This is a genomic window from Dolichospermum sp. LEGE 00240, assembly GCF_015207875.1.
Lineage (GTDB): Bacteria > Cyanobacteriota > Cyanobacteriia > Cyanobacteriales > Nostocaceae > Dolichospermum > Dolichospermum gracile.
In genome coordinates, this window is record NZ_JADEVZ010000064.1 from 1 (window position 1) to 22,184 (window position 22,184).

22 protein-coding genes and 2 pseudogenes are annotated in these 22,184 nt (G+C 40.4%); 16 read left to right on the plus strand and 8 right to left on the minus strand.

Annotated features, from left to right (window positions below; translation table 11 throughout):
- Both IQ226_RS18545 and IQ226_RS25655 read left to right on the plus strand, forming a co-directional pair.
- Positions 1–281, plus strand: a pseudogene (locus IQ226_RS18545) (hypothetical protein); the annotation flags it as partial.
- Positions 282–288: 7 nt separating this feature from the next.
- Positions 289–420, plus strand: a complete 132-nt coding sequence (locus tag IQ226_RS25655) for a hypothetical protein (protein ID WP_255539982.1) — start codon at positions 289–291, stop codon at positions 418–420.
- A 179-nt stretch (positions 421–599) separates the two neighbouring features.
- Here the strand turns inward: IQ226_RS25655 and IQ226_RS18550 are convergent, their stop codons facing one another.
- Together IQ226_RS18550 and IQ226_RS18555 are read right to left on the minus strand one after the other, a co-directional pair.
- Positions 600–1,106 (minus strand): DUF2085 domain-containing protein, encoded by a 507-nt coding sequence (locus tag IQ226_RS18550; RefSeq protein WP_193897746.1) that lies wholly within the window; start codon positions 1,104–1,106, stop codon positions 600–602.
- 258 nt (positions 1,107–1,364) lie between these two features.
- A complete protein-coding gene (locus tag IQ226_RS18555; protein ID WP_193897748.1) occupies positions 1,365–1,517 on the minus strand; it encodes a hypothetical protein in 153 nt (50 codons plus the stop codon).
- Between IQ226_RS18555 and IQ226_RS26030 the strand changes: the two are divergent.
- The 6 genes and pseudogenes from IQ226_RS26030 to IQ226_RS18580 all read left to right on the plus strand — a co-directional run.
- A pseudogene (locus tag IQ226_RS26030) lies at positions 1,505–1,684 on the plus strand (hypothetical protein); the annotation flags it as partial. The gene IQ226_RS18555 and the pseudogene IQ226_RS26030 sit on opposite strands and share 13 nt — an antisense overlap.
- A 334-nt stretch (positions 1,685–2,018) precedes the next feature.
- The gene (locus tag IQ226_RS18560; protein WP_193897750.1) at positions 2,019–3,008 is read left to right on the plus strand and encodes a PRC-barrel domain-containing protein; all 990 of its coding nucleotides are present in this window, start codon (positions 2,019–2,021) and stop codon (positions 3,006–3,008) included.
- Positions 3,009–3,538: 530 nt separating this feature from the next.
- On the plus strand, positions 3,539–3,913 hold the full coding sequence (locus tag IQ226_RS18565; protein WP_193897752.1) for a hypothetical protein: 375 nt from the start codon (positions 3,539–3,541) through the stop codon (positions 3,911–3,913).
- Positions 3,914–4,328: 415 nt separating this feature from the next.
- Positions 4,329–5,297 carry a hydroxymethylbilane synthase gene (gene hemC, locus IQ226_RS18570; RefSeq protein WP_193897754.1) on the plus strand — a complete coding sequence of 323 codons (969 nt, stop codon included), beginning with the start codon at positions 4,329–4,331 and terminating at the stop codon, positions 5,295–5,297.
- A gap of 155 nt (positions 5,298–5,452) precedes the next feature.
- Complete coding sequence (gene glgA / locus IQ226_RS18575; protein WP_193897756.1) at positions 5,453–6,904, plus strand: glycogen synthase GlgA; 1,452 nt, start codon at positions 5,453–5,455, stop codon at positions 6,902–6,904.
- A gap of 94 nt (positions 6,905–6,998) precedes the next feature.
- The gene (locus tag IQ226_RS18580; protein WP_228039536.1) at positions 6,999–7,277 is read left to right on the plus strand and encodes an SMI1/KNR4 family protein; all 279 of its coding nucleotides are present in this window, start codon (positions 6,999–7,001) and stop codon (positions 7,275–7,277) included.
- A gap of 223 nt (positions 7,278–7,500) precedes the next feature.
- On the opposite strand, the gene IQ226_RS18585 is transcribed toward IQ226_RS18580, so the two are convergent.
- Positions 7,501–8,619 carry a GTP-binding protein gene (locus IQ226_RS18585; protein WP_193897787.1) on the minus strand — a complete coding sequence of 373 codons (1,119 nt, stop codon included), beginning with the start codon at positions 8,617–8,619 and terminating at the stop codon, positions 7,501–7,503.
- Between the two features lie 329 nt (positions 8,620–8,948).
- On the opposite strand from IQ226_RS18585, the gene cysS reads away from it, so the two are divergent.
- The 4 genes from cysS (at position 8,949) to IQ226_RS18605 (ending at position 12,705) form a co-directional block, all read left to right on the plus strand.
- Positions 8,949–10,412, plus strand: a complete 1,464-nt coding sequence (gene cysS, locus IQ226_RS18590) for a cysteine--tRNA ligase (RefSeq protein ID WP_193897758.1) — start codon at positions 8,949–8,951, stop codon at positions 10,410–10,412.
- 401 nt (positions 10,413–10,813) lie between these two features.
- Positions 10,814–11,014: a hypothetical protein gene (locus IQ226_RS18595; RefSeq protein ID WP_193897760.1), complete on the plus strand. Its 201-nt coding sequence runs from the start codon at positions 10,814–10,816 to the stop codon at positions 11,012–11,014.
- A 106-nt stretch (positions 11,015–11,120) separates the two neighbouring features.
- On the plus strand, positions 11,121–12,095 hold the full coding sequence (gene queG, locus IQ226_RS18600; RefSeq protein WP_193897762.1) for a tRNA epoxyqueuosine(34) reductase QueG: 975 nt from the start codon (positions 11,121–11,123) through the stop codon (positions 12,093–12,095).
- Complete coding sequence (locus tag IQ226_RS18605) at positions 12,070–12,705, plus strand: HAD-IA family hydrolase (RefSeq protein WP_193897764.1); 636 nt, start codon at positions 12,070–12,072, stop codon at positions 12,703–12,705. Before queG ends, IQ226_RS18605 begins: the two co-directional genes overlap by 26 nt.
- A 204-nt stretch (positions 12,706–12,909) precedes the next feature.
- Here the strand turns inward: IQ226_RS18605 and IQ226_RS18610 are convergent, their stop codons facing one another.
- The 3 genes from IQ226_RS18610 to IQ226_RS18615 form a co-directional block, all read right to left on the minus strand.
- Complete coding sequence (locus IQ226_RS18610; RefSeq protein ID WP_193897766.1) at positions 12,910–14,343, minus strand: DUF697 domain-containing protein; 1,434 nt, start codon at positions 14,341–14,343, stop codon at positions 12,910–12,912.
- Positions 14,344–14,453: 110 nt separating this feature from the next.
- Positions 14,454–14,585 (minus strand): hypothetical protein, encoded by a 132-nt coding sequence (locus tag IQ226_RS25660; protein ID WP_255539983.1) that lies wholly within the window; start codon positions 14,583–14,585, stop codon positions 14,454–14,456.
- 55 nt (positions 14,586–14,640) lie between these two features.
- Entirely contained in the window at positions 14,641–15,036 is a 396-nt protein-coding gene (locus IQ226_RS18615) for an MAPEG family protein (protein WP_193897768.1), read from the minus strand.
- 83 nt (positions 15,037–15,119) lie between these two features.
- On the opposite strand from IQ226_RS18615, the gene IQ226_RS18620 reads away from it, so the two are divergent.
- Both IQ226_RS18620 and IQ226_RS18625 read left to right on the plus strand, forming a co-directional pair.
- Positions 15,120–15,911, plus strand: coding sequence for an ABC transporter ATP-binding protein (locus tag IQ226_RS18620; protein WP_193897770.1), 792 nt, complete (start codon positions 15,120–15,122; stop codon positions 15,909–15,911).
- A gap of 51 nt (positions 15,912–15,962) precedes the next feature.
- On the plus strand, positions 15,963–17,375 hold the full coding sequence (locus IQ226_RS18625) for an MlaD family protein (RefSeq protein ID WP_193897772.1): 1,413 nt from the start codon (positions 15,963–15,965) through the stop codon (positions 17,373–17,375).
- A gap of 398 nt (positions 17,376–17,773) precedes the next feature.
- On the opposite strand, the gene IQ226_RS18630 is transcribed toward IQ226_RS18625, so the two are convergent.
- Positions 17,774–18,070 (minus strand): DUF3288 family protein, encoded by a 297-nt coding sequence (locus tag IQ226_RS18630; protein WP_193897789.1) that lies wholly within the window; start codon positions 18,068–18,070, stop codon positions 17,774–17,776.
- A gap of 243 nt (positions 18,071–18,313) precedes the next feature.
- On the opposite strand from IQ226_RS18630, the gene IQ226_RS18635 reads away from it, so the two are divergent.
- On the plus strand, positions 18,314–20,764 hold the full coding sequence (locus IQ226_RS18635) for an ATP-dependent Clp protease ATP-binding subunit (RefSeq protein ID WP_193897774.1): 2,451 nt from the start codon (positions 18,314–18,316) through the stop codon (positions 20,762–20,764).
- 286 nt (positions 20,765–21,050) lie between these two features.
- Here the strand turns inward: IQ226_RS18635 and IQ226_RS18640 are convergent, their stop codons facing one another.
- Positions 21,051–21,593, minus strand: a complete 543-nt coding sequence (locus IQ226_RS18640) for a DUF2854 domain-containing protein (protein ID WP_193897776.1) — start codon at positions 21,591–21,593, stop codon at positions 21,051–21,053.
- A 137-nt stretch (positions 21,594–21,730) separates the two neighbouring features.
- Here IQ226_RS18640 and IQ226_RS18645 point away from each other — a divergent pair, with 137 nt between their 5' ends.
- Positions 21,731–21,913 (plus strand): hypothetical protein, encoded by a 183-nt coding sequence (locus IQ226_RS18645; protein ID WP_193897778.1) that lies wholly within the window; start codon positions 21,731–21,733, stop codon positions 21,911–21,913.
- Positions 21,914–22,184 lie beyond the last annotated feature (271 nt).

Below are 22,184 nucleotides of genomic sequence, written 5' to 3' on the forward strand. Positions count from 1 at the left end.
AGAAAGGGTTTGAAATAGCGGAAATATCTCACTTAAATGTGGAGCAGTATGAACAATATAAGAAGAGTTTAGTGCAGTATTTAGAAGTGAAAAATGTATTTGATACAGCCTTTGAAGAAGGTGAGAAAGTCGGCATTGAGAAGGGTATTGAGAAGGGTATTGAGAAAGGTATTGAGAAGGGTATTGAGAAAGTTGCCAAAGCATTGAAAGAGCAAAACATAGCTATAGAAATTATTGCACAATCAACTGGTTTATCACAGGAAGCTATTAAAAGAATTTGAGCGAATAATGCCAATTAATAGACTTTGCGATCGCATTACCGACTTTAACCCCACGGAAGGCGATCATCCATATTTCAGGATTGTCAACTGGGACATAGAGCGATCGCACCACATCGCTTCATCTTTATGGCAAACATAAATATATTGATCAATCCAAGATCATGGGTGACAAGTTAAGGAAAAGGCGAAATTGATGATGGCTTGTTAACCTCAGCCAGAAAAATTAGGTAGATAAAATTTTCCTGACTGGAATTTTTCAAAAATATCAACAATCTGAGTCACATCTGCGGAGTGTGGGTTCCAACCCAACCCACTTTATCATCTACGAAAATGCAGAATTGGCATAGTAAATAAACCCCAAGCCAAACCCGTAATCAAACCAAAAGGTGTAACAATATAATTATTAAAATCCCATAAACTTAAAATCTGTGCTGCTAATTCCCAGGGATAAGCCATCATGAAAACACTAGCAAAAGCCGCACCAGTCCAACCATATTGACTTAACCAAAAAACGCCTTTGCCATTAGTTACCGCATACAAAATTCGGGTTATCAATAAACCTGAAACCGTTCCATAACAGCGCATACAAACTGCCATAATAAAAGGTGGTGCTAACTCCAAACCCATAGTAGGCTGCGGACACACATGATTACCCATAAAGTAAATAATATCCGCAATACCGGGAAGCAAAAACACGCCAGACGCAGCCAGAAAAGGTGCAATAGCAGGACCAAAAACCATACCAGCTAATAGGAAATCAGCAAAAAAACTCACCCAGCTAACTTGTTTAAACTGTAAATCCCCGGATAGAATAGCCCGTTGCATTTTTCTCTGTGTCCTCCGTGTTTCGTTTTCTTCAACACCCGAAATGATTATAAATCATCATCTAGATTTATGCCCACTACTCGTAAACCGATAGCCTAATTCAATATCTTTCACACAGGGACAACGATAAGTTTTATCAAAGCCCCCCATAAGTAGGTGAACACAATAAAACCAATCTGTGTAAAGAAAAGTAAAATCCCCCAAACCCTCTTCACTATTGCCTCTTGCCTTGCCATAAGGACGATTTTCAAGGCTAACCTACTTAGATAAGAAGATATCACGGCGAATCGCACCACAAGCCCCCCAAAGAGTGAAAGTATCCTCTTTAGCCCTGAGAGTGTCAATAGCTCCGAGATTATCATCATCAGAACCTATCAAAGCTGCCAGATTTACATCCTCTTCAAAGGGCAAACGTGGAACGATTAGCTAGAATGATCAAACAACAGGCAGAACAGGCACAGTTTATAGTTGTGAGTTTGCGCCGTCCGATGATATAATCAGCACAGCGCACAATTGGCGTAACTCAAGCCAGAAGTGCTTATACTCAAGTTTTGGGTATTAAGTTGCAATCATCTAATGAGGACAGAGGCAAGAAAGGTAATAAAATGGCTCTTGAGTACATAATATATAATTTGCAAAATCTGAACCAAGAAATCTCATAAAGCTTGCTGTGTCAAAGAAATAAGCCATACTTTTGAATATTATGGCAAAATTTCTTCTCTTTGCCCTGTTCCCAGTTAAGAGTTCCCTATTAGCGACTGGTAATTTAGCATAACAAGTACCGAAGAGCCATGAAAATTCATCTTACCAATGACAACTGACAACTGACAAATTTCTGTTAAAAATAGACATATACATAAACCAGATTCGAGATTGCCTACGGCACGCTAAGCGAACAGGACGACCTATAGAATGACCTCAGAACAAGTAATTAGACGTTCCGATATATTAAACACTCAGGTAATCACCCGCGACAACGGTAAGCGGTTAGGTATCGTGAGTCAGATTTGGGTTGATGTTGATCAAAGAGAGGTTGTGGCGCTTAGTCTGCGAGACAGCCTCATCTCTATTTCTAGTTTGCCTCGCAATATGTATCTCAACACCATCAACCAAATCGGTGATGTTGTCTTAGTTGATAACGAGGATGTCATTGAAGATGTAGAAGTGGAGATTCTCAGTAACCTGATGAACTGGGAAGTAATCACAGAAACAGGTGAAGTTTTAGGGAAAGTGAGAGGCTTTAAATTTAATAGCGAAACGGGTAAAATATACTCTATCGTCATTGCCTCCTTGGGTTTACCCCAAATTCCTGACCAGTTTTTGAGTACCTACGAACTATCTATTGATGAAGTAGTTAGCACCGGGCCTAGTCGGTTAATTGTATTTGAAGGTGCTGAAGAAAGAGTAAACCAATTAACAGTGGGCGTTTTAGAACGGTTGGGAATTGGTAAAGCCCCTTGGGAAAGAGACGCAGAAGAAGAATTTGGCTATAGCGCCCCTCGGACAGTTGCACCCAGTAATCAATTACCTAGTGGTGTTCCTCTCCAACCACCCCGTCCCAAAGTCCGCATTCCTGAACCCATAGCCCAAGAAGAGGAATGGACAGAAGACTATGTAGAAGAAGAAAGACCTCAGCGTCAAGTCATGAAAGCCCGTTCTTACGAGTCAATTCAGTATGAAGAAGACGAAGAAGATAACTGGAGTGATGCGACCGTAAGGGATAGTTATCAGGAAGCCCCTAGATACGAAGCCAAACCTGCCAAAAAGACCTACACTGACCAGTATGATGACTATGATGATGATCTAGAAGGTGATGCGTGGGATGATGCACCAAAGCCTGTAAATATTCCCAAGAAGGTCAAGGAACGACAAGTGGAATACGAAGAAGAAGGCGGATATTAAGTTTTGTAAACCCCCTCTACTACAAGTAGAGGGGTTATTTTTTTTGCCTTTTTCCACTTTTTCAGCAAACTCTAGATAAGCTGTTGTGCATTTAGTTTGTATAATTCTAGCGGGCAAGATGCCCGCACTACAAAGTTCAAGTAAATTATGGTTATCAAATTTAGCTGCGTAACAGCTTAGGGCTTGCTGATAGCGTAGCGTGGCGTTAGCCATATAAACCTAAAACCATTTATTAACAAAGGGTTCCGCGGATTTTTACCACAAAAAAGTGCAAGGTTTTGGTTAATGGTGTCTCAAAATGAATTGCATTTTTCTTTGTCGGATTTGGAAAATTGAGGATATCCAGACAGTTAAAACTGTTCCCTGTTAAGAGTTAAGAGTTCCCTGCCCTCACAGACAACTTTTTCAGCAATCCCTAGATAGATAAATTTTTATAAAAGTATTTTTGGCAATTATTCCTAAAGGTAGTAGGTTTATTGAATAGAAAATTATAATCTGGTTTGTGTAATGCTGAAAAAAGGGCTAATTATATGAATGAAAAGATTAGCACAGATACCTATGATCGGGGCATAATTCCCGCAGAAACAGCAGCACGAATGAAAAGAGAGGGAGCAAATTATAAACACCTGCCAACTGAAGAGGATCTTGCCAGTGCGTCCACTAATGACCAAACTGATATTAACAGTATTCGGACGACGGACGGTTATACTATGGACAAAGAGGGGTTGTTAAATAATTATGCAGTTGAACCGGAAATGTATTATGAAGTTCCTGGTGATGCGCGGGAGGTAGCAGAACAAGAAAAAGCCGAACGGATACAGGAATTGCGAGAAGTAAATGAAGATAAAACAGGTCTATTAACAGAGGATTTTGATAAGCGAGGTAAAGGACCAGGAATAATCTAATTTACCATTTCTTTGATTTTCTCCCGGAATTCTCAAGCTGCATCGAAAGGATCATCTGCGACTACATATTTCGCCAAAATTGACAAATCTAAGTTTGGTAATAATTCACTTTTTTCAACCAATTCATAACTTTCAACGCGCCGATGATCAACTGGAAATTAATTGTTTTGAAAAACCAAACTTCGGTTACACCTAATCTTTTGTAAACTTGATTATATTCTAATTTCCAGATCCCCGACTTCTTGGAGAAGTCGGGGATCTATTATTATTGCATCTATTTCTATAAATTGTAAATAAATGTAAAGTTACTGGCACACAAAATCTTCACAGAATTATCTCGATTTAATCCAGTAAGTCACTCCCTGCGGTAGTCTAGATAAATGTTAATTTATCGCTTGGTTTGACAAATAGTTTTATGACTTCAGTTTCTAGTTCTGCACGCACTATTCGTATTGGTTCACGTAAAAGCCAACTAGCTTTAGTTCAAACATACTGGGTACAAGCGGAACTCCAGAAAAGCTTTCCCGATATTACTTTTGAAGTCCATACCATGTCTACCCAAGGGGACAAAATCCTAGATGTAGCCTTGGCTAAAATTGGCGATAAAGGACTATTTACTAAAGAACTGGAATTGGGCATGATCAATAAAGAGATTGATTTTGCCGTGCATTCTCTCAAGGATCTACCCACTAATTTACCAGCAGGGTTGACCCTAGCAGCGATTACAGAACGAGAAAACCCCGCAGACGCGGTGGTGCTGCATGAAAAGTATCAGGGTGAAACACTGGAGACTTTACCAGCCGGTGCGGTAATTGGGACTTCTTCTTTGCGAAGATTGGCACAGTTACGCCATAAGTTCCCTCATTTTACGTTTAAGGATGTGCGGGGAAATTTGATCACACGCATGGATAAATTGGATGCTGGTGAGTATGATGCTTTAATTTTAGCAGTAGCTGGTTTAGAAAGATTGGAAATGAGCGATCGCATCCATCAAATTCTCAAACCCGAAGTCTCCCTCCATGCCGTTGGACAAGGTGCTTTGGGGATAGAATGCCGTGCTGATGATGAGGAAGTAATTGCCTTGCTGAAAGCTATTGAACACCCGCAAACACGCGATCGCTGTTTAGCAGAAAGATCATTTTTACGAGTTTTAGAAGGCGGTTGTCAAGTTCCTATTGGTGTAAATACAGAAATCACTGGTGATCAATTAATATTAAAAGGTCTTGTCGCCAGTGTTGATGGTCAAAAAATAGTTAAAGATACCGTCATCGGTGCGGCTGCTGATGCTGAAAAATTAGGCGCACAACTAGCTGGCATTCTCAGAGAACAAGGCGCTACAGAAATCCTAGAAAAAATCTTTACCGAGATTCAACGAGGATCATAGGGTGATAGTTTACAGGTGACAGGTGACAGGTGACAGTTAAGAGAAGAAAAGAAAAGAGAGTTTAATTACCCAATTACCAATCACCAATCACCAATCACCAATCACCAATCACCAATCACCAATCACCAATTACCAATTACCAATTACCAATTACCATGAAAATTTTATTTGTAGCCGCAGAAGCCGCTCCCATTGCCAAAGTTGGCGGCATGGGGGACGTTGTAGGTGCATTACCCAAAGTCTTAAGAGCAATGGGTCATGATGTAAGGATTTTCATGCCTTACTATGGCTTTGTTCCCGACAAAATGCCAGTTCCCAAAGAACCTATTTGGAAGGGGTCTGCCATGTTCCAGGACTTCTCTGTTTATGAAGGTGTTCTGCCGGGAACTGATGTTCCTTTGTATTTATTTGGACATCCAGTTTTCCTCCCCCGGCGGATTTATGGTGGAGAAGATGAAGATTGGAGATTTACCTTCTTTGCCAATGGCGCGGCGGAATTTTGCTGGAATTACTGGAAACCAGAAATTGTCCATTGTCATGATTGGCACACAGGAATGTTACCTGTTTGGTTGAATCAATCTCCAGATATTACTAGTGTCTTCACAATTCATAACCTCGCTTATCAAGGACCTTGGCGTTGGTATTTAGAGAAAATTACTTGGTGTCCCTGGTATATGCAAGGACATAATACAATGGCTGCCGCAGTCCAGTTTGCCAATAAAGTCAATACAGTTTCTCCCACCTATGCCGAACAAATCAAAACACCTGCCTATGGTGAACAAATAGAAGGGTTATTATCTTTTGTTAGTGGCAAATTATCAGGCATAATTAACGGCATAGATACTGATATTTATGATCCTGCCAATGATAAATACATTAACCAAACCTTTACCATAGATACCCTTGATCAACGCAAAGCTAATAAAATAGCTCTGCAAGAAGAGGTGGGTTTAGAAGTTAATTCTAATGCTTTTCTCATCGGCATGGTGACAAGGTTAGTAGAGCAGAAGGGGATGGATTTAGTATTACAAATCCTTGACCGTTTCATGGCTTATACAGATGCTCAATTTGTCCTTTTGGGAACAGGCGATCGCTATTATGAAACCCAAATGTGGCAACTCGCATCCCGTTATCCTGGACGCATGGCCACCTACCTCCTGTATAATGATGCCCTTTCCCGTCGCATTTACGCTGGTACAGATGCCTTTTTAATGCCTAGCCGCTTTGAACCCTGCGGCATCAGTCAAATGATGGCCTTGCGTTACGGTTCTGTTCCCATTGTCCGTCGCACCGGAGGATTAGTTGATACCGTCAGTCACTATGATCCAGTCAATGAAATCGGTACAGGTTATTGCTTTGACCGCTATGAACCCCTAGACCTCTTTACCTGTATGATTCGCGCTTGGGAGGGTTTCCGTTTCAAACCCCAATGGCAAGAATTACAAAAACGGGGGATGAGTGCAAACTTCAGTTGGTATGAATCGGCTAAAGAATACGATAAACTTTATCGTTCCATCTATGGTTTACCAGATCTAGAACCGGAAGCAACAGCAGAACCAACTGTAGAACCAGCAGTAGAAGCAACACCAACGGCAAAATCAGTTTAAGGTATTTGAAAAAATTGGCATTGTAAACAATATTAATGGGGTATTTGTCTAAAATGCCCCTTTTTAATACACACATCTTTCCCCATGTTCAGATTTGGAAATAATTCAACTTGAACGACAAAAAGGTATTAATCTACCCAGCACTTACAAAGAATTTCTGAAAATGATGGGGCATGGGGCAGGTAAATTTTTACGTGGTTCAGATTGCTTCTACCAGCATTTGCCACAAATTCAAGAATGGGCTAAACAACTTTTAGTAGAAAATGATTTTCCTCAAACTTTACCAGGAGATGCTTTTGTATTTTTCATGCACCAGGGATATCAGTTCAGCTTTTTTAGACTTTCAGAAGGTGATAACCCACCAAGTTACTGATATTGCGAAGGACAAGAACAGCCTGATTTTATCAAAAGTCATGATCAGTTTAGTGACTTTTTATCTGTGGAAATCAATCTTTATTTAAAGTCTTTGATGCTTCTAGCAAGTTAGATTTTTGTCACATTGAATTGAAAATCAGCTTTCTCTCTACTTGTTAGTTTTGGGAAATGTTGGGTTTCCTAAAGTCAACCCAACCTACTACTATTTCATTACCTAATTACTACTTCCCAAATCCCTTACCTCCAGTTACTAAAGGAAGACAAATACAGTTTTCTAACTGCTGGAGTAAGGTTTCGGTATCTAGATTTTGACCAATTAACACTAATTGATTTTTCTTCTCACCTTTCCATTGATCATCATCAATAGTAAACCGTTTACCGCAAAGATGGAAAATATGCCGTTGTGGACTTTCCTCAAACCACATAATCCCCTTAGCACGGAAGACATTTGTGGGTAATTGGTTATCTAGAAAATGTTGAAACTTTCTAATCGAAAAAGGTTTATCACTTTGGAAAGAAATAGAGAGAAAACCATCATTTTCTAAATGGTCAGAATGGTGATGATGTTCATGATCATGGTGGTCATGTCCACAGGTAGAATGATCATGATCGTCGTGATGTTCATGTCCACAATCAGCATGATCATGGTGATCATGATCATGATGTTCTTCTGCGTGGTTATCAAAATATTTATCAGATTCAAACAACCCAACACTCAGAATCAAAGGCAGGGGAACTTGGGATTTTGTTGTGCGAATAATTCTGGAACCTTCTTTGATATTGTTAATTTTTTTCTCCAAATCCTGTAAGGTTGGTTCATCAACCAAATCAGTTTTATTGAGAATAATTACATCACCATAAGTAATTTGACTCAAAGCAGCTTCAGAATTGAATAAATCTAAGCTATAATTTGCCGCGTCAACTACAGTAATAATAGAATCTAACCGAGTTAGATCTCGTAATTCTGAACCTAGAAATGTCATAGCCACAGGTAAAGGATCTGCTAAACCTGTTGTTTCTACAACTAGATAATCTAGCTTTTCTTCTCTTTCTAAAACTTTGTAAACAGCATCAATTAAGTCATTATTAATGGTGCAGCAAATACAACCATTACTTAATTCTACCATGTTTTCGTCAGTGGAAATAATTAATTCATTATCAATGCCAATTTCGCCAAATTCATTCACTAAAACCGCAGTTTTCACCCCTTGCTGATTTGTGAGAATATGGTTGAGTAAAGTGGTCTTACCACTACCAAGAAAACCTGTAATAATGGTAACTGGTAAACCTTGCTTGGCAACTTCCATTGCGTGAGATTCGGAATTAACTGTTGTTGGCATAGTCATGAAGGAGGATTTTGGTGTACTCTAAATTTTATCTTGATTTTGTCCACTCGGCATTAGAGTAACACTAAATTAAGATGAAGCTGCATTGTGTTCACCTACTTATAGTTGTAGGGTGCGTCAGATATTAATAATCTGTTTATTTACAAGATTTATGCAGTCTGACGCACCCTACCAATTTGCCAGTAGCGTAAGTGCTGAACAAGATTACGGAGTTTTACTAATAAGAATTATAGCCAATTATTAGCTACTAAAATTTTCATTTACGCCATTGTCATCAACTTGGGTTATTATTGTTTATCGTCCGATTTCCGCATTACTCTATTATGACCCTATCTATTTACAATACTCTGACCCGTCGTCAAGAACAATTTACCACCGTTGAACCTGGAAAGGTGAAAATGTATTACTGCGGTGTGACGGTTTATGATTACTGCCATTTGGGTCATGCTAGAGCTTGTATTGTTTGGGATGTGGTGCGTCGTTACCTTGAGTTTATTGGTTATGATGTGCGTTATATCCAAAATTTTACTGATATTGATGATAAAATTCTTAAACGCGCACGGGAAGAAGATTCTTCGATGGAAGTTGTTGCAGAACGCTATATTCAAGCTTATTTTGAGGATATGTCCCGGTTGGGGATTAAAGAGGCTGATGAATATCCCCGCGCGACTCATACAATGAATGGGATTCAAAGATTAATTCACGATTTAGAACACAAGGGTTTTGCATATCCATCCAATGGTGATGTGTATTATGCTGTCCAAAGTTTTGCTGAGTATGGCAAACTTTCGGGACGCAAGTTGGAGGATATGCAAGCTGGTGCGAGTGAACGGGTAAATGTGGAAGATGCCGAATATCAAAAGAAGCGATACCCCTTTGATTTTGCCCTGTGGAAGGCTGCAAAACTTGGTGAACCTGCGTGGGAGTCTCCCTGGGGAAAAGGTCGTCCAGGATGGCATATTGAATGCTCGGCGATGGTGCGCGATCGCCTGGGTGATACTATAGATATTCATGCTGGTGGTGCTGACTTAATTTTCCCTCACCATGAAAACGAAATTGCTCAATCGGAAGCTGTCACTGGCAAACCTTTAGCTAATTATTGGTTACACAATGGCATGGTGAAGGTAGATGGGGAAAAAATGTCCAAATCTTTGGGTAATTTTATCACCATTCGTCAATTATTAGATCGGGGTGTAGACCCAATGGCGGTAAGGTTGTTTGTGATGATGGCACAATATCGCAAACCTATAGATTTTACCGATGATGCTATATTAGCAGCAACTAACGGCTGGCATACTATCAAAGAAGGATTACTCTTCGGTTATCAACATGGTAAAAAATTAGGGTGGGATGAATCTAACCTCATCCAAAATCCCAAATCTAAAATCCAAAATTCGGAGATTGATAAATTTAAAGAAGCTGTTGATGATGATTTTAATTTCCCCGGTGGATTAGCAGTAATTTTTGAATTAGCCAAAGAATTAATTCGGGAAGGAAATATTATTGTTCATCAAGGCAAAACAGCAACTTCTGCCCATGAATTACTGGAAAAATGGCAAACTTTAATTACATTAGCCAATGTTTTAGGTTTAACTGCTAAACCAGAAACAGAAACACCTGCACAGGATGGTTTAAGCGATGTGGAAATTGAGGAACTAATTCAACAAAGACAAGCAGCAAGAAAAGCCAAAAATTTTGCCGAATCTGATAGAATTCGTGATCAACTATTAACAAAAGGTATTAGTTTAATAGATAGCAAAGAAGGAACACGCTGGCACAAAGGTTAAATCCAGAATTAGCAACGAAAAATAAGTAATAACGTAAGTTGCTAGTTAGGTACATTGTCAGAAATGGCTAACGCCACGCTTCGCTATCAGGATGTCCAGGATTAAAGGATGAAATCTCTATTTTCATCACCAATTACCCATTACCAACCTCAATTAGATAACTAGCAACTTGAGTTAATACCAACTTTATGTGAGGTGGCACAAAATCACGAAATCCATTATTTATCTGTGTTTATCTGCGTTTATCTGCGTTCAAATATTCTGGAAATCTGATTCTATTCAGCCTCATCTTACATTTGGTATCACTACTTTCCTGGAACTGATCAAGCTTTACGCTTCCCAAGTGTTGTTGTAAAATTTATGTACAAGATAAAAACACCCACATTAGAGAGGAATTGACTGTGGAACAAAAAATTAACTGTGCTGAAGCCTGTGTCAACGGGTGTGTTTTAGGTGATAAATGTCCCAATGTCGAGTATCGAGAATCAGCTTCAAAATTCATCGAAGAAACTTCTTTAGACAAAATGCTAGAAATAGCTGAAGAAAGACTGCGGAAAAAAATGTCAGAACCACCAAAGTGGGTGTTTCCAGAAGATTCTTAAATGAAATTTTCAGCAGGCGGTTATTGAATCAGTTAAAACAGTGGGTTAGCAACAAATAACCCACCAAAAATATTAATTATTTCCTAAAAAATTATCATCATGAAACATGAATGAAAATACATTAATTAGTAGCGCAGTAGTGAAAGCAAAAGCCAAAGAATTGGGATTTCACGAAGTAGGAATTGCTGCTGTCAGCGATTTAGAAACCACAGAGACAGAAAAATTGCAAGCTTGGTTAAAGATGGGTTATCACGCTGACATGGAATGGATGAAAAATCCCAAGCGTGAGGATATTCGTTTAGTGATGCCAGAAGTGCGATCGCTCATATCTGTAGCTTTGAATTATTATACCCCCCATCAACGTCCCCAGGGCGATGAATATGGCAAAATTTCCCGTTATGCCTGGGGAAGAGATTATCATAAAGTTATGCACAAAAAGCTCAAAGAACTAGCTACTTGGCTAGAATCTCTGGGTGAAAATGTCAAAGCCCGTTATTATGCAGATACAGGTCCAGTCCAAGATAAAGTATGGGCGCAAAAAGCCGGCATTGGTTGGATTGCTAAAAACGGGAATGTGATTACCAGGAAATATGGTTCTTGGGTGTTCTTGGCAGAAATATTGACCAATCTGGAGCTAGAAAGCGATCGCCCATCCACCCAACATTGTGGCACCTGTACTCGTTGTCTGCAAGCCTGTCCGACAGGTGCAATTACCGCACCCTTTATCGTAGATGCTAATCGCTGCATTGCCTATCATACCATTGAAAACCGTGCCGAAGAACTCCCTGCAAATATCACACCCCATTTGCAAGGATGGATAGCAGGTTGCGATATTTGTCAAGATATTTGTCCTTGGAATCAGCGATTTGCTCAACCAACTAATGTCAAGGATCTTCAACCATATCCTGGGAATTTAGCCCCGAAGCTGGTAGAATTAGCCCAAATATCAAACGAGGAGTGGAATCAAAGATTCACAGCTTCAGCCTTGCGACGCATTAAACCAGAAATGTTACGACGTAATGCTCGCGCTAATCTTGACAAATCCAGGCATAATAATGACCCAGAAAGTAATAATTTTTGATTTCGATGGGACGATTGCTGATACAGTAGATGCTCTTGTAACTATTGCCAATCGTTTAGCCTTGGAATTTGGATATGTGCCGATTAATTCGCAAGAACTAGTCCTATTGAGAAATTTAACAGCCAGAGAAATTATTAAATATTCTGGTATTTCCCTATTCAAAATTCCTTTTATGGTTAAAAAAGTAAAAGGAGAATTAAAACATAAAATTCCAGAATTAAAACCTATTGAGGGAATTAATACCGCATTAATAGAACTCCACAATCAAGGTTATCACCTGGGAATTATTACCTCTAACTCCCAAGAAAACGTCAATCAATTTCTCAAATGTCATAACTTAGACTATTTGTTTGACTTTATTTATTCAGGAGTAACTATTTTTGGTAAAACCACAATTATTAATAATGTGTTGCGACAAAAACATTTCAAACCTGAAGCAGTAATTTATGTCGGTGATGAAACTAGAGATATAGAATCTGCTAAAAAAGCCAATATCAAAGTGGTCGCTGTCAGTTGGGGTTTTAATTCTTCCGAAGCCCTCAGCCAACAAAACCCAGATTTTTTAATTCATCATCCTAGTGAATTATTGGCTGTAATTAGGGTTTGCTGAATAAGTTGTCTGTGAGGAGAGGTGACAGGTGCTGCTCCACGAGGACAGGTGACAGGGAAGGAATTTTCTTCTTTCTTCTTTCTTCTTTCTCCTGAAATCCTGAACACCGAACTCCGAACTCCTGAAATCCTGAACACCGAACACCGAACTCCGAATACAGTATTGATATCCCCGACTTCTTAAAGAAGTCAGGAATTTGGAAGATTAAGCCACAACTTCTACTGGTTTGGCTTCCGGTAACAACCGCTTCACACCTTGCTTGACGAAAGCTTCCAAAACAGCCATTTTTTGATTTTGCTGGAATACAGTTTGCAAGACTTGACGCAGTTTGTCGAGATTTAAAGCGCTTCCCGATCCTAAAGCAATTTCTTGCTGTTCAAAATACGCCACTAAACTTAATCCGGCTACTCTTGTCAGGTAAGCAGCACTAACGCCTTCTACCATTCCTCCGGCGACAAAGGTAGCAACATTAGTTTTCAGAATACCTGTTACAGCCCTAGTGGAAAGTTCCACCAAACCTAATTTCAACATTAAACTTCCCATAGTTCCCGCTACTTGTTGTGCTTGTTCTAAGGAAATTTTCTGCTGATATATATTACCCAAATCTATCACCATTTGAGCAGTAATCGCCGCAGTTGCAAGAATATCTAAAGCAGGTACAGGATTAGCAAATGCCGCCGCCGCTGCAATCCACTGATATTGTTCTATAAATGGTGTAGTTTGCCCTCTTCTTACACCATTTAAACAATTTTTAGCTTCAGCTTTCAATAATAATACTTTGCGATTTGTAGTATGACAAACTAGCTGTTCTCCCCGCTGTCGGACTACTTCCTGTAACTGTTGTGTCAACTGCTGGATATCTGGCGTTGGTTGTTCTATCCATTCCCGGAAAGAACCATCTTCTTGATATTTTCGCACTTTTACAGGTACGGGAGAAGCCGCCGTCGCCACTACATTTGCACCCACGCGCTGTTTTAATGATTGGAGAACTGTAGCGCGTTCATCAGGTTGATATTGATCTTGTTTGTTGAAAACCAGCAAACTTAGTTGTTTTGCGGCTTTTAGCTGTTGTAAAACCTGAAATTCTGAATCTGTTAAATCACCGTTGGTCAGAAATAAGACAAAATCAGATTTCTGCATTTCTGATAAGGTGACAACATCGGAATTTTCACCAGCTACGGAAAATAAAGGTGCTGTTTCCGCAAAATGCAAGGACATTCCTGGAAGGGTTGGAGCAGTTTTGAGAACTTCAATAACTGTACTTTTACCTACGAACTTACCACCAGTAACGGCAACAACAATTTCCTTTCTATCTAGTTCTAAGGGCAATTTAGCGAGGTTTTCGCGGAGAATTGCTAGGTGAGGATGATTGGCTGCTTCTTGGGTGAGTTGATTAATTATTACTTCGGTTTGAGCGATCGCCTGTTCCACGACTCCCCGGCTAACAACTGTATCATTTTGCTGTTCACCTAATTGGGGTTGATTTTTATTGAATAACCACAAACCGCCAGCGACAGCCATTGCACTCAGGAGTCCGAATTCTCCTACTTGCACTATTGAATCATGCCAACTGTCTAACATCCATAGGGAGAACGATAGTCCTAGTCCTCCCACTAATATTGGTCGCTGTAACTTCACAACTGTGATTCTCCACGGGATGAAAAAGCTTTTACTTCATTCAGTCTAGACTTTTTCTGGATAAAACTAGCTCTTTAAACAACAGTTTGACAGCTTTAAGTTTACCATCCTCACCCAATTAATGTTGAGATGGATAGATGTAACCACACCAAAATAGATTCAAGACTATTCTTCTCTTCTTCTAATTCTTCCTCCCGACTCCTGACTCCTAGCCCATGACTTACGTCACGCTGCGCTATCACAGATAACTTTTATGGCTTACGCCACGCTTCGCTATCAGCAAACCCTATTATAGATTTATCGGGGATTCACCATAGATAAAATAATCCCCACCAGGGAACCAAGAATTAGCACCATACCGCTGAGAGAACTAATTGCAAAACCGGGACCGCGTTTTTCAGCAGCTTGATAATATCCCCAAGCATAAGCAATTCTTCCTACTATCCAAGCAGTACCCAGAACAGAACCCCAAATAGGACTAACGTAAATAGAAAACAACCATAAGGCCGGAATAAATAAAGCCAGTTGTTCCAAGGTATTTTGTTGTACCCTTAGCACTCTTTCAAAATCGAGGTTTCCTGTAGTTTGCGGTACAGGAACTTGATATTTAGCTCTAGCTATACCAACATTAATTGTTACCACAAAATATAGTACAAGTGCGGAAACAGTAACTAAACTAGGATAAGGAGACATAAACTTGAGTAAAATGGGAAAATAACGTAATTTACCAAATATTATAGGTGACAGGTGAGAATTTAATTAATTACTAACCAGCAATGATAGAAACATTAGAACCATTAATTGAATTAAAAGGTATTTCTAAAACTTTTGGTAACAATAAGGTTTTAGATCATGTTGATTTAAAGATATACCGAGGACAAGCACTAGGAATAATTGGCCCTTCAGGAACTGGCAAATCAACGGTTTTAAGGATCATAGCCGGATTATTAAAACCTGATGAGGGAGAAATTTATATTCAAGGAGTACGCAGAGAAGGTTTAATAGAAGATGCTGCTGATCCAGTGGGAATTGGCATGGTATTTCAGCAAGCGGCCCTATTTGACTCCTTGACAGTCGAGGAAAACATTGGATTTCTACTTTATCAACATTCTCGACTCAAGCGATCGCACATTCGGGAATTAGTCAATCAAAAATTAGAATTGGTAGGACTAGCAGATATTAGTCACCTCTACCCATCAGAACTTTCTGGAGGAATGCGAAAAAGAGTCAGTTTTGCTCGTGCTATTATGTCAAATCCTCAACGGACTACAGATAGTCCCGAGGTTTTATTATACGATGAACCTACAGCCGGATTAGATCCCATTGCCTCAACGGTAATTGAGGACTTAATCCGTGACCTACAAAATACACAAGGAGTCTGTAGTACCTACTCCATTGTCACTCACCAAGAAAGCACTATTCGCCGGACATCCGATCAAATAGTATTTCTTTATCAAGGAAAAGTCCAATGGCAAGGTACAGTGGTTGCCTTAGACCACACAGAAAATCCCCTAATTAGACAATTTATGAGTGGAAGTGTACATGGACCAATTCAAGTAGTTGGTTAAGTACCAAATCAAATAAAATTGCTGGGTTTAACGCTATCAGTGGAGGAATAAATGCGAGGTCTAATTAGCAGTTTCACGTCTGCACGCATGATGAGAGAAGGTTCTGTCGGATTGTTGCTCCTGGTAGGTTTAGGCGCATTTGGAGTAATTTTACTGTGGTTAAATAGAATCACCCCCGGAGAAGCTTCTTACAAAGCCATTATCGAATTTGCTAACGCTGGGGGAATGCAAAAGGGTTCAGCCGTCCGGTTTCGGGGTGTGAAGGTGGGAACTATCACCAAGGTTCAACCCGGAACAAACGCCATTGATGTGGAAATTCAAATTAACTCCCCTGATTTAATCATTCCCAGTAATTCCCTCATTGAAGCTAATCAAAGTGGATTAATTAGCGAAAATATTATTGAAATTACTCCTAAAGGAGATTTACCAGGAAAGTTATCCGCCAAACCTCTAGATAAAGACTGTAATTCTAGCTTGATTATTTGTAATGGTTCTCGCTTAAGAGGAATAATTGGTATCAGTGTAGATGAACTGATGCGTCAATCAACTATTTTTGCGGCTCAATATAGTAACGAAAAGTTCTATAAAAATGTGAATCGCACCTTAGAAACCTCGGCTAATGCTGCTGCTAATATCGCCGATTTAAGTAAGGATTTACAGGATTTGAGCAAAACCTTCAAAGGACAAGTAAATGTATTTACTGGAACAGCATCTACATTACAACGCTCCACAACCCAATTAACTGCAACTGCTAATAAAACCGCAGATCAATTAGGGACGACGGCTAAAGATTTCAGCGTCACAGCTAAACAAGCAGGTCGCTTACTGACAAATTTAGACAATCTGATCACGACTAATCGTTCTTCTTTAGTTGGTACTTTAAATAGTGTAACGGAGACAAGCAACCAACTTAGACAAACAGTTACAAGTTTATCACCTGCTATTAATCGCTTAACTCAAGGAAAATTATTAACCAATTTAGAAACCCTATCAGCAAATGCAGCCGAAGCTTCTGTGAATTTAAAAGATGCCTCTAAAAATTTAAATGATCCAAAAAACATTGTTTTATTGCAACAAACATTAGATGCGGCGAGAGCTACATTTGAGAATACCCAAAAAATTACCGCTGATTTAGATGAATTAACCGGCGATCCTAAGTTTCGTCAAAATATGCTGCGATTGGTAAATGCCCTGAGTAAATTAGTTTCTTCTAGCAAAGACATCCAGGAAAAAACCAAAGTAGCTGTAACTCTAGATGCTCTCAAAGCTGATGCGAATCAATCAAAGGTAGTAATTACCGCACCTGTTCCTCAAAAACAAATATTAGTGATAAATCCCCAACCCAGAATAGCAGAGAAGGTGGAAACAACCTCTCAACCACCTACAGAACCACCCAATTCATCCCAAGAACAACTCCTCCAGAAACTCCGAGAATATCGAGAGAAGGGAGTAGGTGACAGGTGACAGGTGACAGGTGACAGGTGACAGGTGACAGGGAACAGGTGACAGGTGACAGGTGACAGGTGACAGGTGACGGGTGACAGGTGACAGGTGACGGGTGACAGGTGACAGGTGACAGGGAACAGTTGACAGGTGACAGGTGACAGGGAACAGTTGACAGGTGACAGGGAACAGTTGACAGGTGACAGGGAACAGTTGACAGGTGACAGGTGACAGGTGACAGGTGACAGGTGACAGGTGACAGGTGACAGGGAACAGTTGACAGGTGACAGGTGACAGGTGACAGGGAACAGTTGACAGGTGACAGGGAAAAGAATTTTCTTCTTTCTTTCTCCTGACTCCTGACTCCTGACTCCTGACTCCTGAACGCCTGAACGCCTGAACTCCTGACTCCTGACTCCTTAATTCCAATCCTGCTCATCTTTTTTGCCGCGACTTTTGTAAACTCCGCCTGTATCATGGATTTGACGGGTTTTGGCAAATAGTTCAGCTTCAGTTAAACCCCAGCGTTGCAAAACTTTATCCAAGTTGCTTTGGATGTCTCGCGCACCGGGGAAACCTTGATAACGAATTTTTAGTCTAGCTAATTCTGATAAATTGTAATCGCTTGCGTCTTGAGCGAGTAAAATATCAATAAGGGGGCGATCGCGGTTGTAGAGTGGATGTTGTTGGTCTTTACCGCCGGAAATTTCTGTCATCATTAATACCTGTACGAAGTTAGCAAGCCATCAACAACTCAAGAGCCAAAATCTCGACCATTGCTAATTATCCACCATAATTTCGTGAATGACGGCAACTACGCCTTGTCACTTACGGCTCTCACTACTGCCATTCAGCTTAAAATAAAGATACATTATCTTTAAGAAAATACAAGAAACTTTAGATGAGGGTGAACTTATATCTCACCCAAAGTCCAAGCAGCACGAGGGAAAGAACCCGCTATGTTTGAACACTTCACTTCCGAAGCCATTAGGGTAATCATGTTAGCTCAGGAGGAAGCACGACGACTGGGACACAACTTTGTAGGAACAGAACAAATTCTCCTGGGTTTAATGGGAGAAGGAACAGGTGTTGCTGCTAAGGTACTGGCTGAGTTGGGTGTTACCTTGAAAGAATCCCGTCGGGAAGTAGAAAAAATAATTGGCCGGGGTTCTGGGTTCGTCCCACCGGAAATTCCTTTTACCCCGAAAGTCAAAAGCCTGTTTGAGCAATCTTTCCGAGAAGCTCACGGTCTTGGACATAATTACATAAACACTGAACACTTATTATTAGGTTTAACGGAGGCTGGTGAAGGAGTCGCCGCCAAAGTATTACAAAATCTAGGAGTGGATTTACCTGTCGTCCGTTCGGCGGTGATGAGCCGATTGGGTGAAGATACAGCGGTTGTCACTGGTGGTAGAAGTAGTTCCCAGCGCAATCAAAATTTATCCATAGAGGAGTTTGGCAGAAACCTCACCAAACTGGCTCAGGAGGGCAGACTAGACCCAGTAGTCGGTCGCCAGACGGAAATTGAAAGAACGGTGCAAATTCTCGGTCGGAGGACTAAAAATAACCCGGTTTTGATTGGTGAGCCAGGTGTGGGGAAAACAGCGATCGCTGAAGGTCTAGCCCAACGGATTGTCAATCAAGACGTTCCCGAAATTTTACTTGATAAACAAGTAATTAGTTTGGATATGGGGTCTGTAGTGGCGGGAACTCGCTTCCGGGGTGATTTTGAGGAACGCCTCAAAAAAATCATGGACGAAATTCGCGCCGCCGGGAACATCATCCTCGTAATTGATGAAATTCATACCTTGGTGGGTGCAGGTGGCACAGAAGGCGGTTTGGATGCAGCTAATATCCTCAAACCGGCTCTGGCTCGGGGTGAACTCCAGTGTATTGGTGCGACCACCTTAGATGAATATCGTCAACACATCGAACGGGATGCGGCTCTAGAGCGACGTTTTCAGCCAGTTTTGGTAGGAGAACCATCAGTAGCAGAAACTATTGAGATTCTCTATGGTTTACGCGGCGCTTACGAACAGCATCATAGAGTTAATATTACTGATGAAGCGGTAATGGCGGCGGCTGAATTGGCAGATCGTTATATTAGCGATCGCTTCCTCCCCGACAAAGCCATTGACCTAATTGATGAAGCTGGTTCTCTTGTCCGCCTACGTCACTCCCGCATTGCGAATAACAAGGAACTCAAACAGGAATTAACCACCGCTACCAAAGCCAAATCTGAAGCCATCAGAACTCAAGATTTTGCCAAAGCTGGTAAATTGCGAATACAAGAATTAGAACTGCAAGCCAGACTCGATTTAGAAGAAAATCAGGAAACCGTTAACTCTCCCCTCGTCAACGAAGAAGACATCGCCCAAATTGTCGCTTCTTGGACAGGTGTTCCCGTCAACAAACTGACTGAATCTGAATCAGAGTTACTTTTACATCTGGAAGACACCTTACATACAAGACTCATCGGTCAAGAACAAGCAGTTACAGCCGTTTCCCGCGCTATTCGTCGCGCCCGCGTCGGCTTAAAAAGTCCTCATCGTCCCATTGCCAGTTTTATCTTCTCTGGACCAACCGGTGTTGGTAAAACCGAATTAGCCAAAGCCTTAGCCGCTTACTTCTTCGGTTCGGAAGAATCAATGGTGCGTTTGGATATGTCCGAATACATGGAAAGCCACAACGTTTCCAAGTTGATAGGTTCACCTCCAGGTTATGTAGGATACGACGAAGGTGGACAATTAACGGAAGCTGTACGGCGCAAACCATACACAGTGCTGCTATTCGACGAAATCGAAAAAGCACACCCCGATGTATTCAATATGCTGCTGCAAATCTTAGATGACGGTCATCTTACGGATGCCAAAGGTCGGAAAGTAGACTTCAAGAATACATTAATTATCTTGACTTCTAATATCGGTTCTAAGGTAATTGAAAAAGGTGGTAGCAGCTTAGGGTTTGAATTTGATAATCACGCAGACGCTAGTTATCATCGCATTCGTAACCTAGTTAACGAAGAACTCAAAGCCTATTTCCGTCCCGAATTCCTCAACCGGGTGGATGATATTATCGTCTTCACTCAACTTAACAAAGATGAAGTCAAGCAAATTGCTAAAATCATGCTGCGTGATGTTGGTAGTCGTCTCAAGGATAAGAACATCTCTTTAGAAGTGACAGAAGCCTTTAAAGAGAAGGTTGTCCAGGAAGGCTATGATCCTAGCTACGGTGCTAGACCACTACGCCGTGCTATTATGCGTCTACTGGAAGATTCTTTGGTGGAAGCGATATTATCTGGGGAAATAGCAGATGGAGATAAAGCTATTGTGGATGTAGATGATGATGGCCAGGTAAAAGTCAGAAAATCGGAAACCCGTGAGTTGTTACTAACTAATGTTGGTTAATTACAGATTTCGACAATATCGGTAATTTATTTGGTGGGTGACTTGATTGTTAACCCACCTTTCCTATGGTTTTTTTTCAGAAGTGTGGTATCTTGCAACAAAACTTTACAATCCTTGGGTTTTACCGAGATAAAATCCAAATAGCTGAAGTCCGTTTTAACTGACAATAAGTAATGGGACAGAATTAATTACACAACTGATTTTTCTGTTCCCAGTTAAGAGTTAAGAGTTCCCTCTCTCAACGAGTGAATTTAATTTTGTCCGACTACTTACCTTGTCCTTTAGGTCAAATTTTCATCAAATACAGTTCGATGTAGTTCTCTCTGGGTTGTTTGAGGCTGACTTCTACACCTGGTCCAAAATATTTGGTCATTTTTTCCTGCTTTTGTTCCCAGGTACCAAAGGTGATGAGTGGTGAGTCAAATTCTAGAATTAAGGTATAAGCACCGTTGATTTCGGTTTCTCGCAAACCGGTGACGACTGGTCTTTCTTCGTCGGTGGGACTTAAACCTAGATAGGCTAGGGCTACATCTAAATGAGCTTTTTGCCCATAACAGTGGCGGGTGATGTCTTTGCGGATTTTGGTCTGTGTGACTGTTGCTTGTTGCTTCCTGAGTTCGAGGATGGATGGTGTGCTAGTTTGGCTGAAGGGTACAGGTTTAAGTTCATTGGCTTTTAGGGCCAAACCTCCCAGTAATAGGGGAAATCCATAGAAAAATCCCACTAGATTGAGGGTAGCATTATCTACAAAGTAGGCAACAAAACCTGTTATGGTCAGTATAGTCCCTATTGTTAAGCCAAGTGTTCCTAAAGAAATTCTGCCGAGCATAATTTGAGATTAGTATAATTTATTTTCATCTTTTATTATCATCCCTGATTGGTGACAAATTGGGAAAGGAGATATAGAAATTTTGACTTTTTGCGTTAACTTTAGATTTGAAGTGTTTGAAAATAGGAAGCAAAAAAATGGATATTCAGACAATTAAAGACCGAATTAGCACTGTTCAAGGTAAACGCGAGCGCTTGCTGAATTTATTGGAACAACCTAATTTAGGAACTTTAAGAGTTGATGTGAATCAAGCTTTGGAAGAGTTGGATGATTTACTTGATGAGTTTAAACGGACTCTTCCTGAAACGGGAAATAATTAACCCAAGTTGTTGGTTATGTCAATTTAGGCGGGAAAAAAGGTAATTGATAATTACAATACCTTTGGCAAATTGAAAAAAGTCTTGATTTGTAGGTTGGTTTGAGAGACGACACTCAATCAATGTCTTGGGTGGTGCTGTCGCTTAACCCAACCGACAAGGAATTGTGAAGGTATTTAATAATTGCAATACTTTGGGCAAATTTCAAAAACAATTTCAAAAACTCAATCAATGTGTTGGGTTGGGCTGTGGTTTAACCCAACCTAAAATGAAG

Excerpts from the sequence above, each read along its gene's own strand:
- glgA (WP_193897756.1), top strand. The coding sequence starts at position 5,453 with ATGAAAATTTTATTTGTAGCCGCAGAAGCCGCTCCCATTGCCAAAGTT.
- IQ226_RS18630 (WP_193897789.1), bottom strand. The coding sequence starts at position 18,070 with ATGACAGAAATTTCCGGCGGTAAAGACCAACAACATCCACTCTACAAC.
- IQ226_RS18635 (WP_193897774.1), top strand. The coding sequence starts at position 18,314 with ATGTTTGAACACTTCACTTCCGAAGCCATTAGGGTAATCATGTTAGCT.
- IQ226_RS18625 (WP_193897772.1), top strand. The coding sequence starts at position 15,963 with ATGCGAGGTCTAATTAGCAGTTTCACGTCTGCACGCATGATGAGAGAA.
- IQ226_RS18565 (WP_193897752.1), top strand. The coding sequence starts at position 3,539 with ATGAATGAAAAGATTAGCACAGATACCTATGATCGGGGCATAATTCCC.
- IQ226_RS18620 (WP_193897770.1), top strand. The coding sequence starts at position 15,120 with ATGATAGAAACATTAGAACCATTAATTGAATTAAAAGGTATTTCTAAA.
- cysS (WP_193897758.1), top strand. The coding sequence starts at position 8,949 with ATGACCCTATCTATTTACAATACTCTGACCCGTCGTCAAGAACAATTT.
- IQ226_RS18585 (WP_193897787.1), bottom strand. The coding sequence starts at position 8,619 with ATGCCAACAACAGTTAATTCCGAATCTCACGCAATGGAAGTTGCCAAG.
- IQ226_RS25655 (WP_255539982.1), top strand. The coding sequence starts at position 289 with ATGCCAATTAATAGACTTTGCGATCGCATTACCGACTTTAACCCCACG.
- IQ226_RS18615 (WP_193897768.1), bottom strand. The coding sequence starts at position 15,036 with ATGTCTCCTTATCCTAGTTTAGTTACTGTTTCCGCACTTGTACTATAT.
- IQ226_RS18640 (WP_193897776.1), bottom strand. The coding sequence starts at position 21,593 with ATGCTCGGCAGAATTTCTTTAGGAACACTTGGCTTAACAATAGGGACT.
- queG (WP_193897762.1), top strand. The coding sequence starts at position 11,121 with ATGAATGAAAATACATTAATTAGTAGCGCAGTAGTGAAAGCAAAAGCC.
- IQ226_RS18560 (WP_193897750.1), top strand. The coding sequence starts at position 2,019 with ATGACCTCAGAACAAGTAATTAGACGTTCCGATATATTAAACACTCAG.
- IQ226_RS18645 (WP_193897778.1), top strand. The coding sequence starts at position 21,731 with ATGGATATTCAGACAATTAAAGACCGAATTAGCACTGTTCAAGGTAAA.
- IQ226_RS18550 (WP_193897746.1), bottom strand. The coding sequence starts at position 1,106 with ATGCAACGGGCTATTCTATCCGGGGATTTACAGTTTAAACAAGTTAGC.
- hemC (WP_193897754.1), top strand. The coding sequence starts at position 4,329 with ATGACTTCAGTTTCTAGTTCTGCACGCACTATTCGTATTGGTTCACGT.
- IQ226_RS18605 (WP_193897764.1), top strand. The coding sequence starts at position 12,070 with ATGACCCAGAAAGTAATAATTTTTGATTTCGATGGGACGATTGCTGAT.